A 19647-nucleotide genomic window follows, 5' to 3' on the forward strand; every position below is an offset into this window, starting at 1 on the left:
CTTCGGAGCGAAACGGACTTAAAGTCACATAATAAAAAAGCCCAGCGGATGCTGAGCTCTTAGGAGATTTATGAAAAAGAAAAGTTTTTTAGGATGGTATTAGTATAGTTTGGGTAGCTTAAAGGAAACTTAATGTTCAAATAAGTCTATCAACATATCTTTACTTACTTCAAAACAGATATGAGAATTCCACCACAAAATATTACAATTATTGCGGCTCTAAGTATCGGATTGTTTATAAATATTATAATAAGGCACACATATATGAGAAGTAGAACTAAAAAGAAAATAAATGCTAGCATAGAATAGCCACTTACATATCTAAAGTGTGTTATTATGAACCAAACTAACAAGGTAGCTAATGCAGCTAATACAACAGCCAATGATAAATATTTCCAAGCTCGTCCACCATCATAAAGCATAACATTTACACTTTGAGCAATCTCTCCATTGCCTCCGATACTCTCCAACTGATGATTAAACTTATTTAGATTGATAAGATATAGTACTACCAACAATGAATAGCCAACCATAGCTAAAATTTGAATTGGAATCTCGCGCCAGATTTCTTTAAAAAATTCCTTAATTTCACCCATTATCACTATTCCTCTGCTCTGATTCACTTTTTAACAAAACAAACTTTAAACTAATTACTCTTTTGTAGATAAGGATAGGTATTACTATAATAAGAATTAATGATATATAAAAAGTAAGAGAACCAAAGACAAGATTTATTGCTTTGGAAGAATTGATATCTTTATCACTCACTTTTTTTACAAATACACACCAATGACTCAAGATAGCCAATGGGATGGTAAAAATCCACTTACCATCCAAACTATTCATAACCTTATTACGACTTTCTACCTTTTTAAATTCACAATCTAACGCTGCATTATCCAGATTGCTTATCCAATTTTTATATCTATTCGTATTAAATAATTTTTTTAGCGAATGTACTAACTTGTGAAAAATAGTAGTAAAGTAAGATTTTAAAAGTTGACTATTGTTTGACAATCATATCTCCTTAATGACGGAAGTGACGAACGCCTGTAAAGATCATTGTCAAACCATGTTTATCAGCCGCTTCTATTGACTCTTGGTCACGGACTGAGCCACCTGGTTGGATGATAGCTTTAATACCTGCTTTAGCGATTTCTTCCACGTTATCTGCAAATGGGAAGAAGGCATCTGAAGCAAGAACAGCACCATCAAGACGGTCTTTAGCTTGCTCAATGGCGATACGGACTGAAGCCACACGGTTAGTTTGACCAGGGCCAACACCAAGTGTCATGTGGTCGTTAGTCACGATGATACCATTTGATTTGACGTACTTGATAGCTTTCCAAGCAAACTCAAGAGCTGTCGCTTCTGTCTCAGTTGGTTGGCGTTTGGTAACCACTTGCCAGTCAGCTGGACTTTCTTTAACAACGTCTTGGTTTTGAACGAGGAGACCACCAACAACACCAGTGTATTCTGCTTCCACTTCGCTAGCATCTTGAGCGTCAAATGGCAACTCAAGGATACGCAAGTTTTTCTTCTTGGTTGTCAAGATTTCAAGAGCTTCGTCTGTGTAGCTTGGTGCAATGATGATTTCAAGGAAGACACCGTGCATTTTCTTAGCTGTCGCAGCCTCAACTTCACGGTTGAGGACTACAATACCACCAAAGATTGACACTGGGTCAGCTTCATAAGCGTAGTCCCAAGCTGTTTCAATGTCATCAGCTTGACCGATACCACATGGGTTCATGTGTTTGAGAGCCACAACTGTTGGACGGTCTTTGAAATCACGGATGATACGGATAGCAGCATCAGCATCACGGATATTGTTGAATGACAATTCTTTACCGTTAAGCTGTTTAGCTGAAGCAATTGAGTAAGCCGTTGGCAAACCTTTTTGGTAGAAGTCTGCGTCTTGTTGCGGGTTTTCACCATAACGCATTGGTTGCTTGAGGTCATAAGTCAAAGTGAGTTTTTCAGGTTTTGTTTCACCCACTTGAGCTGTGAAGTATTCTGCAATCAAAGCGTCGTATGAAGCTGTGTGACGGTATACTTTCGCTGCCAAACGTTGGCGAGTTTCGTAGCTTGTTTCGCCGTTTGCTGACAATTCATCAAGAACAACAGCATAGTCAGCAGGGTCTACAACAACTGTCACGCTAGCATGGTTTTTAGCTGCTGAACGAAGCATTGATGGACCACCGATATCGATGTTTTCAACTGCGTCAGCGTAAGTTACGTCTGGTTTGAGAATGGTTTCCTTGAATGGATAAAGGTTTACCACAACAAGGTCAATCAATTCGATATTATTGTCCTTAGCCGCTTGAAGGTGGCTATCGAGGTCACGACGAGCGAGGAGACCACCGTGGATATTTGGGTGGAGAGTCTTCACACGTCCGTCCATCATTTCTGGGAAACCAGTCACATCGTCAATGGCGATAGTGTCTACCCCAGCATTGTCAAGGGCAACCTTGGTACCACCTGTTGAGATGATGTCCCAACCGAGTTTTTTGAGTTCTTGGGCAAATTCAACGATGCCCGCTTTGTCTGAGACTGAAATAAGTGCTCGTTTAGTCATTTTCTTTCTTTTCCTTTTTTAAAAAAGTTCTTTATCTGCTACAGTCGAAAATTTTCTTTCAGCTCTAGCACTTTCTTATTTTCTCGCTACACCCAAACTATCCAACACTTCTGGATAGAGTTTGTACTCTGCTTCGTGGATGCGAGTTTCGAAAGTATCAAGGGTATCACCTTCAAGGCGTGGCACACGGACTTGTTTGATGACCTTTCCGGTATCAACGCCAGAATCCACCCAGTGAATGGTCACACCAGACTGATCCACGCCAGCATTCCAAGCATCCTCAATACCATGAGCCCCTGGAAATTCAGGGAGATAAGCCGGGTGAATATTGATAATACGGCCTTCGTAAGCTGCTAGCAAGGTTGGGCCGACGATTTTCATATAACCGGCCAAACAAACCAAATCAATCTGGTGATCATCCAAGAGTTTGACGATAGCTTCTTCATAAGACGCTTTATTGTCAAATTCCTTGAGTTCAAAGGCATGGCTAACCACATTAAGATTCTTGGCACGTTCCAAGACATAGGCATTACGGTGATCTGAAAAAACAAATTCTACTGGAAATTGTTCCGCAATCACCTGAAAGTTTGAGCCGTTGCCAGAGGCAAAAACAGCAATCTTCATATTCGATACAAAGGGACGTTTCGGCTAGCCGAACAGTTTCGTAGAAAAATAGGAAATCATTGCTGGGTGCTTGCACACAAAATGATTTCTCTTTTTTCCTAGAAAATGAGTCCCGTGTTCAGTTAGGCTTACTAACCAAACACTCCTTTCTACAATTTCTCCGTACAAAATGGTGATAGCACCATTATTTAATCACCACACTAGCGCCATCTTTCTTCACAATACGACCGATTTCATAAACAGGTTCGTCAAGAAGTTCTTTGACACGTTCCACATTTTCCGGTTTAACCGCAAGCATGAGACCAATACCCATGTTGAAGATTTCAAACATTTCTTCGTGTTTGATTTCACCATATTTTTCAAGAGCTTTGAAAATTGGAAGAACTGGCACTTTGCTTTCGTCAATTTCAGCAGCCAAGTCATCTGAGAACATACGTGGCACATTTTCGATGAAACCACCACCTGTGATGTGGGCAATTCCATTCACCAATTCTTCTTTGATGAGTGGCAAAGCCGCTTTGACGTAGATACGAGTTGGTTCAAGAAGAACGTCTTTAAGTTTTTTGCCTTCAAGTTCTGGGAGAACTTCTTCACCTGTGTAATCCGCAAAGACACGACGCACGAGTGAGTAACCGTTTGAGTGGATACCGCTTGAGGCAAGTCCAAGAAGCACATCACCTTCAGCCACTTTTGAACCGTCAATGATTTGTGATTTTTCAGCGATACCTACTGCGAAACCAGCCAAGTCATAGTCGTCTTCACCGTACATACCAGGCATTTCAGCAGTTTCACCACCGATGAGGGCGGCACCAGCCTGCACACAACCTTCAGCCACACCAGCAACGACCTGTTCCAATTTAGCTGGTTCATTTTTACCAGTTGCTACGTAGTCAAGGAAGTAAAGGGGCTCAGCACCTGCAGCGATAATATCGTTAACACACATAGCCACACAGTCTTGACCGATAGTATCGTGTTTATCGTACTTGATAGCAAGCATGAGTTTAGTACCGACACCATCTGTACCTGAAATCAAAACGGGCTCTTTGACACCTGTTTTTGAAAGGTCAAACATACCACCGAAGCCACCGAGAGCTCCCATGACACCTGCACGCTCTGTACGGGCAACATGTTTTTTGATACGTTCAACAACTTCATAACCTGCTTCAACGTCCACACCCGATTGGGCATACGCATTTTTATTTGTCATTTGTTTATTCCTTTTCTTTTTTCGAGAAAAATACTAGTCAGGTCTCCAGCTTTGACTCCATAGGGCAAAGCGTCTACTGACAAATGCTTTAGCTTTTAGTCAGTAGTTAGACGTGGAGCGTAAGCATTTTTAGACATAATTTTTTACTCTTTTTTCCTTCTAGACTACTCTTAATAGAAAGAAGTGTGTTCTTTCAAACTTTCCAAATAGCGTTCTTCGTAATCGTACAATGGTGTTGGATATTTACCATCGAAGTAAGCCACACAAAGGCCACCGTTTGGTGCATCTGTGTCAATTCCAATAGAATCAATCAAGCCATCAATTGATAAGTAAGTCAAGCTATCCGCACCGATGATTTCTCGTGTTTCCTCAACTGTATGATTGGCCGCAATCAATTCCTTACGTGTTTGAATATCGATACCGTAGAAACATGGATAGGCAAGGGCTGGACTACCGATTGCTACGTGAACCTCTGTTGCTCCTGCTTCTTTTAGCAAATTAACGATACGACGTGAGGTCGTCCCACGTACAATAGAATCGTCAATCATAACCACACGTTTGCCTTTAACAACACCTGATACGGCAGAGAGCTTCATACGAACCCCTTGCTCACGTAATTCTTGTGTTGGTTGGATAAAGGTACGTTGAGTGTATTGGTTTTTAATCAAGCCCATTTCATTTGGCAAGCCTGATTCTTCTGCAAATCCCATGGCTGCGCTAAGTGATGAATTAGGCACACCAACTACAATATCTGCTTCATGTTTGAATTCACGTGCCAATTGAGCACCCATACGTTTACGAGCTGTATGGACATTGACCCCTTGGATATTTGAATCAGGACGGGCAAAGTAAATATACTCCATTGAGCAAACAGCCAATTGGGTGTCCGTTGTATAGTTATCGTAAGTAATGCCATTATCATCGATGATAACAACCTCACCTGGATTCACATCGCGAATCCACTCTGCTCCAACCACTTCAAAGGCACAGGTTTCAGATGAAACCACAATAGCTCCATTGGCCATCTTACCAATAGAAAGGGGACGGAAACCATTTGGATCCAAGGCTGCAATGAGCTTGTCCTCAAGCATGAGGAGGTAAGCAAATCCACCTTTAACAGTGTTCAAGGCTTCTTTCACCTTACCCATGAAGGATGGGTTATGGCTACGACGAATCAAGTGGGCCAAAATTTCTGAGTCAGAAGTCGAGTTAAAGATTGCACCATTTTTTTCCAACTCACGTCTAAGTGACTCTGCATTAGTCAAGTTCCCGTTGTGGGCAAGTCCAAACTGATTGTCATAAAACTTAAACAAGAAAGGTTGAATATTGTCTACAGAAGCTTCACCAGCAGTCGCATAACGAACATGACCGATAGCAGCTGTTCCAGTTAGCTTGTCCAAGTTGGCTGGATCACGAAAAACTTCTGAGAGAAGCCCCATATCACGATGACGCTTCAATTGACCCGCATCATTTGAGAGAATTCCTGCTCCCTCTTGACCACGGTGTTGGAGACTGTGAAGTCCGAAATAAGTTAATTTGGCAGCATCTGGGTGACCCCAGATACCAAAAACACCACATTCTTCATTAAGAGATTTAACTTCGTATGTCATTTTTTATACCTTTTATTTTTGATATTTTCCTTATGCAAGGCGAACGAAAAACTGTTTCTAGCCTCTCATTTCACTAATTGGAACTTAAGGTTTCAAGCTCTTTATAATCACTGCATATCGAAAAATATCATTACTGAGTACACTTGGCACTCTATTATTTTCCAGTAAAGTATTTAACCGCTGACGCAAAGAGGTGTTGGTCTTTATTTCCTGGAATATTTTGGAAGAGACCATCTTCGAAACGTTCTGAGTGACCCATCTTACCAATAATTTGACCATTCTTGCTTGTGATACCTTCGATAGCATTCACAGATCCGTTAGGATTGTATTTTGAATCCATGCTTGGTTTACCTTCGAAGTCAACATATTGGGTAAAGATTTGACCATTGTCACGAAGCTCTGCAAATTCCTCAGCTGTCACGACAAATTTACCTTCACCATGTGATACTGGGATGGCATGGATGTCACCAACTTCTACTCCGGCAAGCCATGGTGAGTTCGTGTTGGCAATACGTGTTTCAACCATTTTAGCCACGTGTTGGTTGGCATCATTGTAGAAGAGGGTTGGACTAGTACTGCTTGCATCTTCAAAGTTACCATATGGAAGAAGACCTGATTTGACAAGAGCTTGGAACCCGTTACAGATACCGATAATCAAACCACCACGTTCGATGAAGCTATCAATGGCTGCACGTACTTTTTCATTGAGCAAGATGTTAACGATAAATTTAGCTGATCCATCTGGTTCATCGGCTGCTGAGAAGCCACCTGCAAAGAAGATAATATTAGCTTTTTCGATATTGTCAACCATGGTGTCAACGGACTTGACAATTGCTTCTTCATTCAGTGTGACAAATGGTACCAAGTTGACTTTTGCACCTTCTTTTTCAAAGGCCTTAGCTGAATCGTACTCAGAGTTAGTACCTGGGAATACTGGGATGTAAACCACTGGTGTCTCAACTGTTTCTTTAGTTTTGATAACAGCATCTGATGCCACAGCAGGTGCTTCTTCCAACTCAGTTGCTTGTGCAAATTCCGTCGGATAAACCTCTTCCAATTTACCTTGGAAGGCACTGTCAAGTTTGTGTCCATCAAGCGTTACACCATTGACAGTAAGTGTAAAGTTAGCTTCTGTTTGTCCAATCTTGGCAATACCTGCAATTTCTTCAGGCGATGTGAAGATGAATCCGCCCAATTGGGCTGTCAAGCTGGTGTCAAGGTCAGCTAATTCGACGTTAGCACCGATATGGTTCCCAAATGTTGCAAGGGCAAGAGCTTCAAGGACACCACCATATTTGACAGCTGATGCTGCTGTCACTTTGTGATCAGCTTGGATGGCTTCAAACTTAGCAAAGTTAGACTTGATAAGATCAAAGTCAATTTCTTGTGCCAAAGCTTGACCTGGGATGTAATAGATATTTTCACCAGCAGCTTTAAATTCTGGAGAAAGGACCTTACGGCTATCTGCAGTTGTGACACCAAAAGCAACTAAAGTTGGTGGTACTGTCAATTCTTCAAAGGTACCAGACATAGAGTCTTTCCCACCGATAGATGGCAACCCAAGTTGAATCTGAGCTTCAATGGATCCAAGAAGAGCTGATACTGGTTGACCAAAACGCTCTGCTTGTTTATCCATACGCTCGAAGTATTCTTGATAAGAGAAACGAGCCTTAGACCAGTTTGCACCAGCAGCAACCAAACGAGCGGTTGCTTCGATGACCGCATAAGCAGCACCATGATATGGAGACCATTCTGCTACATAAGGGTTGAACCCTTGCGCCATAACAGAAGCAGTTGTTGTCACACCATGTTGGACTGGCAATTTCTGTACAGAAGCTTCAGTTGGTGTGATTTGGTAGCGACCACCAAGTGGGTGATTGACTGTTGAACGACCAACTGAGCTATCAAAGATGGTTTGTAAACCTTTTTGACTGGCATGGTTAAGGTCAGCCAAAACTTCAAGAGTATCAGCTTCAAGGGTTTCGGCAGAGGTTTGGCGTTCTTCTGGAAGATTAACATCCTTGTCAACCACCTTAGCATCTACAACCACACGCACACCGTTTGTATCAAGGAAACGACGTTCCAAATCAACGATGGTTTCGCCATTCCAGTGCATGACAAGATTTGGTTTTTCAGTCACTGTCGCAACGACAACAGCATCAATATTTTCTTTATTACATTCAGCAACAAAAGCGTCTACATCATCTGGACGAACCACTACAGCCATACGTTCCTGAGATTCAGAAATGGCAATTTCTGTACCGTTCAAACCTTGGTATTTCAATGGTACTTTGTCTAGATCAATTTCAAGACCATCTGCCAATTCACCGATAGCCACACAGACACCACCAGCACCAAAGTCATTTGATTTCTTGATCAGACGAGTCACATCCCCATTACGGAAAAGACGTTGAATCTTACGTTCTTCGATGGCATTCCCTTTTTGAACCTCAGCACCAGCTGTTTCAACAGATTCAACCGTTTGAACTTTAGAAGAACCTGTCGCACCACCGACACCATCACGTCCAGTCTTACCTCCGAGCAAGATAATCACATCACCTGCTTCAGGTTTTTCACGGACAACATTTTCCTTAGGAGCCGCACCGACAACGGCACCTAGCTCCATACGCTTAGCAACGAAACCTGGGTGGAAGTATTCACGAACATAGGTTGTTGCAAGACCAATTTGGTTACCGTATGAAGAATAACCGTGAGCCGCTGTTTTAGAAATCACTTGTTGTGGCAATTTACCAGCACGAGTTTCAGCAATTGGTGTTGTAATATCACCAGCACCTGAGATACGCATGGCTTGGTAAACGTATGAACGACCTGACAATGGGTCACGAATGGCTCCACCAATACAAGTAGCTGCACCACCAAATGGTTCAATCTCCGTTGGGTGGTTGTGGGTTTCGTTCTTGAACATGAGAAGCCATGGCTCTTTCACACCATTGACATCCACTTCAATTTCAACAGAGCAGGCATTGATTTCATCAGACACTTCCATGTCGTCCAAACGACCATTGGCACGCTCATAACGACCAAAAATAGTCGCCATATCCATCAAGGTTTGAGGTTTTTCGGTACGTCCCAACTCATCACGCATGGCAATATACTTGTCATAAGTCGCTTGCAATTGTTTTTCAAATTTAGAAGCAGAGAAGTCGATGTTTTTCAACTCAGTCTCGAAAGTTGTGTGACGACAGTGGTCAGACCAGTAAGTATCCAACACCTTAAGCTCAGTCTCAGTTGGCACACGACCAATAGACTTGAAGTAATCTTGAATGAATAGAAGGTCATCCACTTCCATTGCCAATCCTTGCTCTGCCTTATACTTAGCAAAATCTTCTGCCGTATAAGTTTCAAAGAAATCCAAACTTGGAATGGTCTTGTTAGACTCAGAGAAATCCTGTTTAGCAATGCCAACAGTGATGTCTTTGAAACGAGAATCCACTGGGTTCAAGAGGTAGTTTTTGACAGCTTCCAACTCATTCGCATCAATATCCTTGTTAACCAAGTAAAGTTGCGCTGTGTTCACCGTTACATCATTTGAACTACCAAGCAAAAGCAAAGCTTCCTGTGAAGATGCCGCACGTTGGTCAAATTGACCAGGCAAACTTTCGATAGCAAAGAAAGCATACTTCTCAAGATCAGCCTTAACCGCGGCTTCATCCAAAACAGTATCGGTCACTTGCTCAGAGAAAATATGTTTTTCCGCACGCGCAAACAAGTCCTCTGCCAAATTAAAGACATCGTAAACTTGAACAATACGAAGATCATTCAAAGTTTTCAACTGAAGATTATGCTTTAATTCTTTTACTAAAGAGTGAGATTTCACACGAAAATCAGCTTTTTTCTCAACGAAAATACGTTTATCCATTTTATTTCCTTTATCTATTTCTACTTAAAGATTGTAGTGAAGACCAAGTATTCTATTTGTAAAAGGCTACTTCAATCCTTGTAATTTTTCCAATACAACTTCATAAACATCTGTCAAGCTACCAAGATCACGACGGAAGACATCCTTGTCCATATGGTGCCCTTCAGCATCCCAAAGGCGGCAGTTATCTGGTGAAAATTCATCTGCCAAGATAATTTTGCCATCCTTATCAAAACCGAATTCCAATTTGAAGTCAATCAAACGAAGACCAATTTGTGCAAACCAATCTTTCAGCAATTCATTGATACGACGCGTTTCTTCCTTGATATAAGCAATTTGTTCATCATTGGCAATATCCAAGAACTTCACATGCTCATCATTGATGAATGGATCATCCAAATCATCGTTCTTATAGTAAAATTCAACGATAGGAGTTTTCAAGTCCAAACCTTCTTCCACGCCAAAACGTTTAGAAAAAGAACCCGCAGTCACGTTACGAAGAACAACCTCCAAAGGAATGATTTTCACTTTCTTGTTGAGTTGTTCTGTGTCAGAAATACGTTCGATAAAGTGAGTAGCTACACCCGCAGCATTCAATTTTTCAAAAATAAGAGACGAAATCTGATTATTTAGCACACCCTTTCCCTTAATAGTCTCCTTACGAGCACCATTAAGCATAGTTGCTTGGTCCTTATAGACCGACTTAATCACATTTTCGTCTTCTGTACTATAAATATCTTTAGCTTTACCAGTATAAATTAGTTGGTTTGACATGGTATTGTTCGCCTTTCAAGTTTATTCTTTCTAATTATACCACACCAGAATCCAAAAACCAATATATAGCAAACTTTATTACTTTAGTAAAAAAACAACGTTCGTCTTTTGATTGTTTTTTTAGAGTTTCCTAATAAAAAATGTATAGAAAAAAGGAGTGTGACAGAACTAAATCCATATAACATTTAGTTTCTTGCCTCACTCCCACAAAATAACAATCATATAATACACAACTATTATACTCTTATCTAACTCTAGCTTTCTTATTCTTTATTCAATTTCTCAGACAAATAGTCCAACAAATCAGCTACCTTAACCATATGGTCAATAGTATCATCGGAAATCTCAAGAGCAAACTCATCCTCCAAATTAATAATGAATTCCATAAGCTCTATTGAATCCACACCCAAGTCATCTAATTTGGTGTCTTCGGTTAAAACAATGTCCTCTTTACCCATCTGCTCTTGAATCACGAGCTGCATTTTCTGAAGAATTTCTACTCTACTCATCAGTTAGCCTCCTCTTTCGGACTAAAGGCTTCAACTAGCTGCTCAACAACCTTAGTATCAAGCATCGTACGAACCTGCTTAATAGTGTAGTAAACTGCCTTAGCATCACTAGATCCATGACATTTTACTACGGGAGCTTTAAGACCAAAGAGAACCGCACCTCCGGCGCTAGAGTAATCCATAGTCTCTTTCATACCTTTTAGACTATCCTTCAATAGGAAGGCACCTAACTTAGCTTTAAGACCACCATTCATGATAGCTGACTTAAGAGTCTTCATGGCACCAAGTCCCGTTCCTTCAATTGCCTTAAGAACTGCATTTCCTGTGAAACCATCAGCGACTACTACATCAGCAGCTCCTGACATAATTTCACGCGCCTCAACATTACCAACAAAGTTAATACTTGGCTCCTTAGATAGGAGTTCAAAAGCCTCCTTACGAAGACTATCCCCCTTTGTTTCCTCAGTCCCATTATTAAGGAGACCTACACGAGGGTTGGCAATGCCACGCACATTTTTAGCATAGAAAGATCCTAAAATAGCATATTGATGCAAATGACTAGGTGTATTTTCCGCATTTGCACCTAAATCAAGCATATCAAAGGGTTGACCAGTAAAACTTGGCATTGTTGACATAAGACCTGGACGCTCAACTCCCTTAATACGCCCGACCACGAAGAGACCTGCGGCAAGAAGGGCACCTGTATTTCCCGCAGAAATCACGGCACCTGCTTTTTTCTCCTTAACAGCTTGTGCACCTAAGACCATTGAAGCTTTTTTCTTCTTGCGAATAGCTTTAGCTGGCTCATCATCCGAATTTATCTTTTCATCAGTATGCACAATGCTCACACGTTCATTCGCTGTCAAATAAGTCTTAATTTTAGCTTCATCACCATAAAGCTGGATTTCAATATCTTTGAAATCTGCTATAGCTTGGTTGACTCCCTCTACAATTGCTTGTGGCGCATTATCGCCACCCATAGCATCTACTGCAATTACATGCATAGCATTCTCCCTCTCGTCCTCTGCCATAAAAAACAAACTCAGATTGCTTTCAATAAAATATTAGGTAACTAAAATAGACTAGTTCACTGTTTCTAGCAGAGTCTTTCAGCTTATTATCTTATTATAGCACGAACTGACCTGCATTTTAACCCCTGAGACTGAAAACCATTACTTTCCTGTTTCACGTGAAACAAAAAGAAGATAATGTCTAGTCAGCACTATCTTCTTTATTCATAATATGGCCCCAAGAATTTAGATTATCAATAAACTTCTTACTTTTAAGATGTATTCCAACATAATTATCATAGAGGTCATCGATAAAATATCGTAGCTTTCGTTTCATGTCATCCTTAACAGATATGCTTCTCAATTCTTCAAAGGAAAGCCCCTGAAAACGATCTAAAAGATAAGGCACATTAGGATCCAAGTGACTACGCCTTTCATCCTCTGCATAGTGATTTGGACAAAGTAGTCCCGAGAACTTAAACGAGAAATCAAAAGGAAGGCCTACACGATGACAAAAGACACACTCGTGAAAATTCAAGCGTACGCCGAAACGGTCTAAAACCTGAATCTCAAAGATATTAGTCAAGATTTCATAATCCAAGCCTTCTTCCATTAATTCAAGCGTCTTCTCCAAGAATACAAATAATTGCGCATCTGTCACACCATCAGCAATAGTAGCATCTGTCAATGCAGCCAAATATGTCGCATAAGACAGCTTGAAAATATCGCTTGTAATTTCCTTGAAGGATTGTGCCTGGCTATAATCTTCTATGAAAGATAGACCTTCATCATTTACAGTCATCATGAATTCAGCGATGGTCAAAGGTTGAATGACAGCACTTAATTTACCTGCCCCACCACCTCTAACAAAAAACATCCGTTTACCAGCTTGCTCGGTAAAAATTTTAACTAGTTTATCATTCTCACGATAATTACGATTGAAGAGGACAAGCCCTCTACTCTCAAGCTTCTGCATGTTCTTCCATAAACTCTTTCAAACGAGTCATAGCTGTTTCAATAGTATCCATGCTAGCCGCATACGACAAGCGAACAAAGCCTTCGCCATACTTCCCAAAAGCGACCCCTGGGATAATCGCAATAGCTTTTTCACGAGCAAAGTCTTGGCAGAACTTAAAGGAGTCTTGAGTATACCCTTCTGGAATCTTAGCAAAGATGTAGAAAGCACCATCAGGTTTAATAATTCTGAAACCAAGTTCAGTCATTTTTTCAAGAATATAATCACGACGCTTCAAGTACTCAACTTTCATTGGTTGGGCATCATCCTTACCAGCAGACAAGGCTTCAATAGCTGCAAATTGCGCCATTGTTGCTGCAGCTGTTACCAAATATTGGTGACTCTTAATCAACTGAGCCGTCAAGACTGCAGGTGCGAAAATTAAACCAATACGCCACCCTGTCATCGCATGAGATTTAGACAAACCATTAATCAAAATCGTTTGTTCCGGCAAATACTCAGCAATAGATACATGGTGATCCACATAAGTTAGCTCAGAGTAAACTTCATCACTAACAACAAAAATATCGTATTTTTTCAGAACTTCAGCCAAATCTTTAATCTGTTGACGTGAGTAAGTCACACCTGTTGGGTTAGTCGGGTAGTTAAGCAAAACAGCCTTAAGCTTATCTCCCTGCTCCAAAATTGCCTTTTCTAACATCTCCGGAGTCAAAACAAAATCATTAGCTGTTGTATCAATTTCGACAATTTCAGCACCAACTAGATTTGCAATCGGCTCATATCCTGGATAGGCTGGTGCAGGTAAAAGAATCGTATCACCTGGCTCCAAAATCGCTGTCAAAGTTGCAGAAAGGGCTTCTGTAGCTCCAATAGTCACCAAAATTTCATTATCTGGGTTATAAGTAAGATTGTATTTTTCCTTAACAAACTCCGCAGCTGCCTGACGTAAGGCAGGAAGCCCTGCCATACCTGTATAGTGCGACTGGTTAGCATCGATAGCAGCTTTAGCAGCCTCTTTTACATGATCTGGAGTTGTAAAATCAGGTTCACCAAGTGTCAACTTTTTGATCCCTGGTACATCTGAAATTGATTGGTCAAACTGACGAATCATTGAAACTTCAATCTTATCTAAATTTTTATTAAAACGTTGTGTTAAATCCATCACAGTCACCTCTTTGCAATTATGCCTAACATTATATCAAAAACTCAAACGCATTTAAACACCAAAAAAGCTAGCCTAGGCTAGCTTCAGTCTATTTATGGCCCATTTCAAACAAAGGTGACAATGGACGTTTTTCATGAATACGAATAATTGCCTCTGAAATCAAATCAGCAATTGAAATTTGTTCAATTTTATCAATCAAACGTTCTTCTGGAAGATAAATCGTGTCCAATACGACAAGCTTCTCAATAGCAGATTTTTGAATATTATCAAGTGCTGGACCTGACAATACAGGGTGAGTACATGAAGCATAAACATGAGTTGCACCAGCTTCAGCAAGCGCATCCGCCGCATGACAGATTGTACCCGCAGTATCAATCATATCATCAATCAAGATACATGTTTTACCTTCAACGTTACCAATAATATTCATAACCTCAGAAGTGTTCATTTTATCAACACTACGACGCTTATCAATGATTGCAATTGGTGTTTTCAAACATTGAGCAAGTTTTCGTGCACGAGTCACACCACCATGGTCTGGAGAAACAACAACAACATCATCTCCAGTAAGACCAGCACGATCAAAGTAATCTGCGATAAGTGGTGCACCCATCAAATGGTCTACAGGAATATCAAAGAATCCTTGAATTTGAGAAGCATGGAGGTCAACTGTCAAAAGTCGATCAACACCAGCAACCTCAAGCATATTAGCAACCAACTTAGATGTGATTGGTTCACGTGAACGTGCCTTACGGTCTTGACGTGCATAACCATAATAAGGCATAACAACACTGATTGTTTCTGCACTGGCACGTTTTAGTGCATCAACCATAATCAAGATTTCCATCAAGTTATCATTTACAGGGGAGCTTGTAGATTGAAGAATAAAAACGTGATGACCACGGATAGATTCTTCAATATTAACTTGAATCTCACCATCTGAAAATTCACGAACACTTGATTTTCCGAGTTCAATACCCATTTTATCAGCAACTTTTGCTGCTAATTCCTGGTTAGACGATAAAGCAAACAACTTCAAATTCGTATAAGACATGATTTCCTCCAAAATATCTACTAAACCATTCTACCTTTTTTTAGATTGATTTTCAATGCAAAATAAATGGTGTCACAGTAACTTAACAAGACTAAAAAGATTTAACCTTAGCTACGACATTTTCCCAGCTAAAATCAGTTCCACAAAGTAAAGAGATTTTCCCGTAAAATAAAAAGGATTCGAGAAAATTCGAATCGCTTTTTTGTGTTCATTATGGGTAAATATAATATACAGAACCACCGTGAGCTGAAGATGTTGGATCAAATGTACCACGGTAGTTACCGATTGACATGTTACCAGCATAGTTTGATTCCATAACTTGAATTGAATTTGAACCTGATGCTGATGTTACGTAAGCTACGTGACCATAACCACCACCATCATTTGGCCAAACCGCAATTGCACCGGCTACAGGAGTCGTACCAACTGAGTGACCAGCTGCTTGTGCGCTAGCAATCCAGTTTTTAGCATTACCCCAGTAATTACCAACCCATGAAGCTAATGATTTAGCACCCCAAGTACATTGACCAACTGGATATGTATTAGGAGTTGATGCTGCTGATACTTTAGGTGTTTCAGCAGCAGGAGCTGGTGCTTCTGAAGCTGCAGGTGCTTGACTTGCTGGTGCTTCAGATGTTGCTGCAGGTGCTTCGCTAGCAGGAGCTTCTGAAGCTGCTGGAGCAGCTGATTCTGGTTGTGCTTCAGATGTTACTGGAGCAGCAGGCTCTTGTTGTGCCTCTGACGCAGCTGATTCTGGCTGTGCTTCAGATGTTGCTGGAGCAGCAGGCTCTTGTGTTGCTTCTGAAGTTGCAACAGTTGGCTCAGTTTCTGAAGTTTCTGATGAAACCGGTTCTTGTGCTACTTCTGAGGCTGTCGCTGTTTCTGAAACAGTAGCTTCAGAAGGTTGAGCTACAGCTTCTGAAGTTGCTGCCGCCTCTGATTGAGCTACAAATGCTGCCGCTTCTGAAGATGCTACTGCTTGTGCTGCTGCCTCTGATTCTGCAATTGCTTGAGACTGAGCAACTGATGCTGCAGTTGAAGCTGCCACAGCTTCTGCAGTTGATTTAGCAGAAACAAGTGATGTTTTTTCATCTTGTGCTGTAGCCAATTCTGCAGCCAAAGTAACTTGTGCTGCTTCTAGTTCAGCTTGTTGAGTTGTCAAACCAGCTTCTGTTGTTTCAAGCTCAGCTTTATTAGTTGCAATTTCATTAATAGCAGCTTGGTTTTGTTCTTGCTTTGCAGCAAGCTCTTTTTGATCAGACTCTTGTTTTGTCAACATGTCATTATTAGCTGTAACAACTTTTGAAATAGCTGTGATACGAGTAATAGCTTCAGAGATTGACTTAGAGTTCAAGATAGAGTTGATATAGCTAGTCGCAGTATTATTTTGTTGAGCACTACGAGCTTGTTTCGCCAAAGAATCTTGACGAGCTACAATTTTACTTGATAATTCTTGAATTTCAGATTCCAAATCTGCTGACACTTTTTCAAGTTCAGCATTTTTAGTTTCCAATTCTGATTTTTGTGTTCTAAGTGTAGATACTTGAGATTGGATTGTAGCAACTTGCGCTTGTGCAGTCTCTTGTTGAGAAGCAAGGTTACTAATTGCATTATCTGCAGCAGCAATTTGCGAATCATAATCCTCTGCATGTACTGATGCAGCTGCTGATAAGGTTACACCACTTACCAACACTGCTGAAAGAATACGTTTTTTCATAATATAAAATACTACTCCTTTTCGATAAGACCTTCTTATTGTAACAAAAAATGACGCAAACTTTGTTACGCCAATATTACAGTTCTATTTAAATCTATCAACTGACAGATATAAAAATAATTTTTCAATAATAGGTTTAATAAAGATAAAGATCAAAAGATTAAACACTATACTAGGACTTAGTTGATAAATAATAAAATCCGTCACAGACTCATTGGAGAAACCATAGAATAAGGCAAAGCCAAAATTTATGGTATCAAAGAGAAATAAGAATAAAAACATTAACAAAAAATCAACATAGGTATTTCTCTTAACAATTCGTCCTAGCTGAGTTAACAGATAGCATAACAGTGGCAGAGTTAGAATCACTATACCAACTGTTTTGAAATAATAGGTATCATAAAGAAATCCAAAACAAATAAGGTAAAGAAATGCATACTTATTTGGAAAATCAAGAGTTAAGATGAAAATATAAATAATAAAAAGATGAGATGATAGAAAAAATTCAGGGGATAAATAATGATTAAGTATCATAGAAATATGACCATCCCATAGAAAAGGGACAATACTCAGTAAGAAAGGAATAATAGAATACTTGGACAATTTCATATTATTTACCATCTCCAACTAAAGTAACATAAGAAATTTTATCAAAATCAGCATAAGGTTTTACCAAAATCGTACGATTTCCTTCATAATCAATAACAGAGTCTACAGTACCAATTGGAACATCCTTTACTGATACATCATCAAGACCACTTGTGACTACTTCAGTGCCGACCTTAACGTTAGAAGATGAATTAAGTTGTGTCATCTCTAATAGCTTCTTTTTATTATCATAACGTGATATAATCCCGAAAATCTGATTATCGTCCTCTGATTTAACACTAGATGCAAGGTAACTATCACTAGAACTACTAGAAAGTAAAGAAATAGTTGTTGTATCATCATAAACTTTAGTTACAAAGCCAATAACTCCACCATTAGAAGTTGCTAGCATAGATTTACTAACATTCTTAGACTTACCCACATTAATAGTTAACTCTTTTAACCAAGTCACAGAAGGTCTCATTGAAACTTCAGCAGTGAGAACATTATCACGACTTAGCTTGTCCGAAAGATTAAGCGATGCTCTTAAAGAATCATTCTCTTCTTGCAAGTTAGAAATAATAGCCGATTGATTCTCTAAATTTGATAAAGATTTTTTTAAATCATGATTCTCAGAATAAGTTGATAAAAGATCAGAAAGAACATTGTGAGATTTTGATAGTGCAGTAAATGGAACAGAAACCACAGAGTCTACTTTTGTAACTAAACCAGATACATTAAAAGAGATATCCTTCGTTAATTTTTTATTAGTAAAGACAAAAGAAAAAAGCATTACAAAAAATAGAATAATAATAAACCCATAAAGAAGAAATCGATAAAAACTATTTTTCATTTTGTCACCTCAAAAAAAAGAAAACGAATTATCTAAAAGATAATTCGTCATAATACTACGGAGAATGGGGGATTCGAACCCCCGCGCCAGTTACCCGACCTAACGATTTAGCAAACCGTCCTCTTCAGCCTCTTGAGTAATTCTCCAATATGGGCACGAGTGGAATCGAACCACCGACCTCACGCTTATCAGGCGTGCGCTCTAACCATCTGAGCTACGCGCCCAAGCAAATGCTTGGCTATAATATCCAAAAAAAGCGGGTGACGAGAATCGAACTCGCGACAACAGCTTGGAAGGCTGTAGTTTTACCACTAAACTACACCCGCTTAACAAAATGGCGCGAGACGGAATCGAACCGCCGACACATGGAGCTTCAATCCATTGCTCTACCAACTGAGCTACCGAGCCATATTGCGGGAGCAGGATTTGAACCTACGACCTTCGGGTTATGAGCCCGACGAGCTACCTAGCTGCTCCATCCCGCGTTAATTATAAGGAGGATGTGGGATTCGAACCCACGCACGCTTTTACACGCCTGACGGTTTTCAAGACCGTTCCCTTCAGCCGGACTTGGGTAATCCTCCAAATATTATAATTAATATATGGACCTTGTAGGACTCGAACCTACGACCGCTCGGTTATGAGCCGAGTGCTCTAACCAGTTGAGCTAAAGGTCCAAGAAATCCATATACATAGCGGCGAAGGGGATCGAACCCCCGACCTCCCGGGTATGAACCGGACGCTCTAGCCAGCTGAGCTACACCGCCATAAATCGGGAAGACAGGATTCGAACCTGCGACCCCTTGGTCCCAAACCAAGTGCTCTACCAAGCTGAGCTACTTCCCGATAAAATGCACCCTAGAGGAGTCGAACCTCTAACCGCCTGATTCGTAGTCAGGTACTCTATCCAGTTGAGCTAAGGGTGCTCATTATTTTATTATGCCGAGGACCGGGATCGAACCGGTACGAAAGTTTCCTTTCGCAGGATTTTAAGTCCTGTGCGTCTGCCAGTTCCGCCACCCCGGCTCCTCAAGCGAACGACGGGATTCGAACCCGCGACCCCCACCTTGGCAAGGTGATGTTCTACCACTGAACTACGTTCGCA

16 protein-coding genes and 12 tRNA genes are annotated in these 19647 nt (G+C 40.4%); all 28 read right to left on the bottom strand.

Annotated features, from left to right (window positions below; genetic code table 11):
• Positions 1–164: 164 nt before the first annotated feature.
• The gene (locus O3670_RS09815; protein WP_037604044.1) at positions 165–596 is read right to left on the bottom strand and encodes a hypothetical protein; all 432 of its coding nucleotides are present in this window, start codon (positions 594–596) and stop codon (positions 165–167) included.
• Positions 589–1017 carry a hypothetical protein gene (locus O3670_RS09820; protein WP_037604045.1) on the bottom strand — a complete coding sequence of 143 codons (429 nt, stop codon included), beginning with the start codon at positions 1015–1017 and terminating at the stop codon, positions 589–591. The genes O3670_RS09815 and O3670_RS09820 overlap by 8 nt, the downstream gene beginning before the upstream one ends.
• Positions 1018–1027: 10 nt before the next feature.
• Positions 1028–2575 (bottom strand): bifunctional phosphoribosylaminoimidazolecarboxamide formyltransferase/IMP cyclohydrolase, encoded by a 1548-nt coding sequence (gene purH, locus O3670_RS09825; RefSeq protein WP_037604046.1) that lies wholly within the window; start codon positions 2573–2575, stop codon positions 1028–1030.
• A 75-nt stretch (positions 2576–2650) separates the two neighbouring features.
• The gene (purN, locus tag O3670_RS09830) at positions 2651–3199 is read right to left on the bottom strand and encodes a phosphoribosylglycinamide formyltransferase (protein ID WP_037604047.1); all 549 of its coding nucleotides are present in this window, start codon (positions 3197–3199) and stop codon (positions 2651–2653) included.
• Between the two features lie 184 nt (positions 3200–3383).
• Entirely contained in the window at positions 3384–4406 is a 1023-nt protein-coding gene (gene purM / locus O3670_RS09835) for a phosphoribosylformylglycinamidine cyclo-ligase (protein ID WP_013989890.1), read from the bottom strand.
• 170 nt (positions 4407–4576) lie between these two features.
• A complete protein-coding gene (gene purF, locus O3670_RS09840) occupies positions 4577–6016 on the bottom strand; it encodes an amidophosphoribosyltransferase (RefSeq protein WP_002889568.1) in 1440 nt (479 codons plus the stop codon).
• Positions 6017–6170: 154 nt separating this feature from the next.
• Positions 6171–9896, bottom strand: a complete 3726-nt coding sequence (locus tag O3670_RS09845; protein ID WP_049545081.1) for a phosphoribosylformylglycinamidine synthase — start codon at positions 9894–9896, stop codon at positions 6171–6173.
• Positions 9897–9962: 66 nt separating this feature from the next.
• Positions 9963–10670 (bottom strand): phosphoribosylaminoimidazolesuccinocarboxamide synthase, encoded by a 708-nt coding sequence (gene purC / locus O3670_RS09850; RefSeq protein WP_037599463.1) that lies wholly within the window; start codon positions 10668–10670, stop codon positions 9963–9965.
• A gap of 263 nt (positions 10671–10933) precedes the next feature.
• Positions 10934–11179, bottom strand: coding sequence for a phosphopantetheine-binding protein (locus O3670_RS09855; RefSeq protein ID WP_049545080.1), 246 nt, complete (start codon positions 11177–11179; stop codon positions 10934–10936).
• Complete coding sequence (plsX, locus tag O3670_RS09860; protein ID WP_049545079.1) at positions 11179–12183, bottom strand: phosphate acyltransferase PlsX; 1005 nt, start codon at positions 12181–12183, stop codon at positions 11179–11181. The genes O3670_RS09855 and plsX overlap by 1 nt, the downstream gene beginning before the upstream one ends.
• 208 nt (positions 12184–12391) lie before the next feature.
• On the bottom strand, positions 12392–13165 hold the full coding sequence (gene recO, locus O3670_RS09865; RefSeq protein WP_002889563.1) for a DNA repair protein RecO: 774 nt from the start codon (positions 13163–13165) through the stop codon (positions 12392–12394).
• Positions 13152–14327, bottom strand: coding sequence for a pyridoxal phosphate-dependent aminotransferase (locus O3670_RS09870; RefSeq protein WP_049545078.1), 1176 nt, complete (start codon positions 14325–14327; stop codon positions 13152–13154). The genes recO and O3670_RS09870 overlap by 14 nt, the downstream gene beginning before the upstream one ends.
• Positions 14328–14418: 91 nt before the next feature.
• A complete protein-coding gene (locus tag O3670_RS09875; RefSeq protein ID WP_002886286.1) occupies positions 14419–15384 on the bottom strand; it encodes a ribose-phosphate diphosphokinase in 966 nt (321 codons plus the stop codon).
• 211 nt (positions 15385–15595) lie between these two features.
• The gene (locus O3670_RS09880) at positions 15596–17101 is read right to left on the bottom strand and encodes a PcsB-like coiled-coil domain-containing protein (protein WP_060972874.1); all 1506 of its coding nucleotides are present in this window, start codon (positions 17099–17101) and stop codon (positions 15596–15598) included.
• 84 nt (positions 17102–17185) lie between these two features.
• The gene (mreD, locus tag O3670_RS09885) at positions 17186–17710 is read right to left on the bottom strand and encodes a rod shape-determining protein MreD (RefSeq protein WP_371482850.1); all 525 of its coding nucleotides are present in this window, start codon (positions 17708–17710) and stop codon (positions 17186–17188) included.
• A gap of 1 nt (position 17711) precedes the next feature.
• Positions 17712–18542 (bottom strand): rod shape-determining protein MreC, encoded by an 831-nt coding sequence (gene mreC / locus O3670_RS09890; protein ID WP_073685341.1) that lies wholly within the window; start codon positions 18540–18542, stop codon positions 17712–17714.
• 58 nt (positions 18543–18600) lie between these two features.
• Positions 18601–18688 (bottom strand) — tRNA-Ser (locus O3670_RS09895).
• A 4-nt stretch (positions 18689–18692) separates the two neighbouring features.
• Positions 18693–18766: transfer RNA gene (locus O3670_RS09900), tRNA-Ile, on the bottom strand.
• A 31-nt stretch (positions 18767–18797) separates the two neighbouring features.
• A tRNA-Gly gene (locus O3670_RS09905) sits at positions 18798–18868 on the bottom strand.
• Positions 18869–18877: 9 nt separating this feature from the next.
• Positions 18878–18950, bottom strand: a tRNA-Phe gene (locus O3670_RS09910).
• A gap of 3 nt (positions 18951–18953) precedes the next feature.
• Positions 18954–19027: transfer RNA gene (locus tag O3670_RS09915), tRNA-Met, on the bottom strand.
• Between the two features lie 9 nt (positions 19028–19036).
• Positions 19037–19126 (bottom strand) — tRNA-Ser (locus O3670_RS09920).
• A gap of 19 nt (positions 19127–19145) precedes the next feature.
• A tRNA-Ile gene (locus tag O3670_RS09925) sits at positions 19146–19219 on the bottom strand.
• A 16-nt stretch (positions 19220–19235) separates the two neighbouring features.
• Positions 19236–19309, bottom strand: a tRNA-Met gene (locus O3670_RS09930).
• Positions 19310–19314: 5 nt separating this feature from the next.
• Positions 19315–19388 (bottom strand) — tRNA-Pro (locus tag O3670_RS09935).
• A gap of 6 nt (positions 19389–19394) precedes the next feature.
• Positions 19395–19468, bottom strand: a tRNA-Arg gene (locus O3670_RS09940).
• Positions 19469–19482: 14 nt separating this feature from the next.
• Positions 19483–19568: transfer RNA gene (locus tag O3670_RS09945), tRNA-Leu, on the bottom strand.
• Between the two features lie 6 nt (positions 19569–19574).
• Positions 19575–19646: transfer RNA gene (locus O3670_RS09950), tRNA-Gly, on the bottom strand.
• Position 19647 lies beyond the last annotated feature (1 nt).

Source organism: Streptococcus sp. 27098_8_74 (genome assembly GCF_041431705.1).
Taxonomy (GTDB): domain Bacteria; phylum Bacillota; class Bacilli; order Lactobacillales; family Streptococcaceae; genus Streptococcus; species Streptococcus salivarius_E.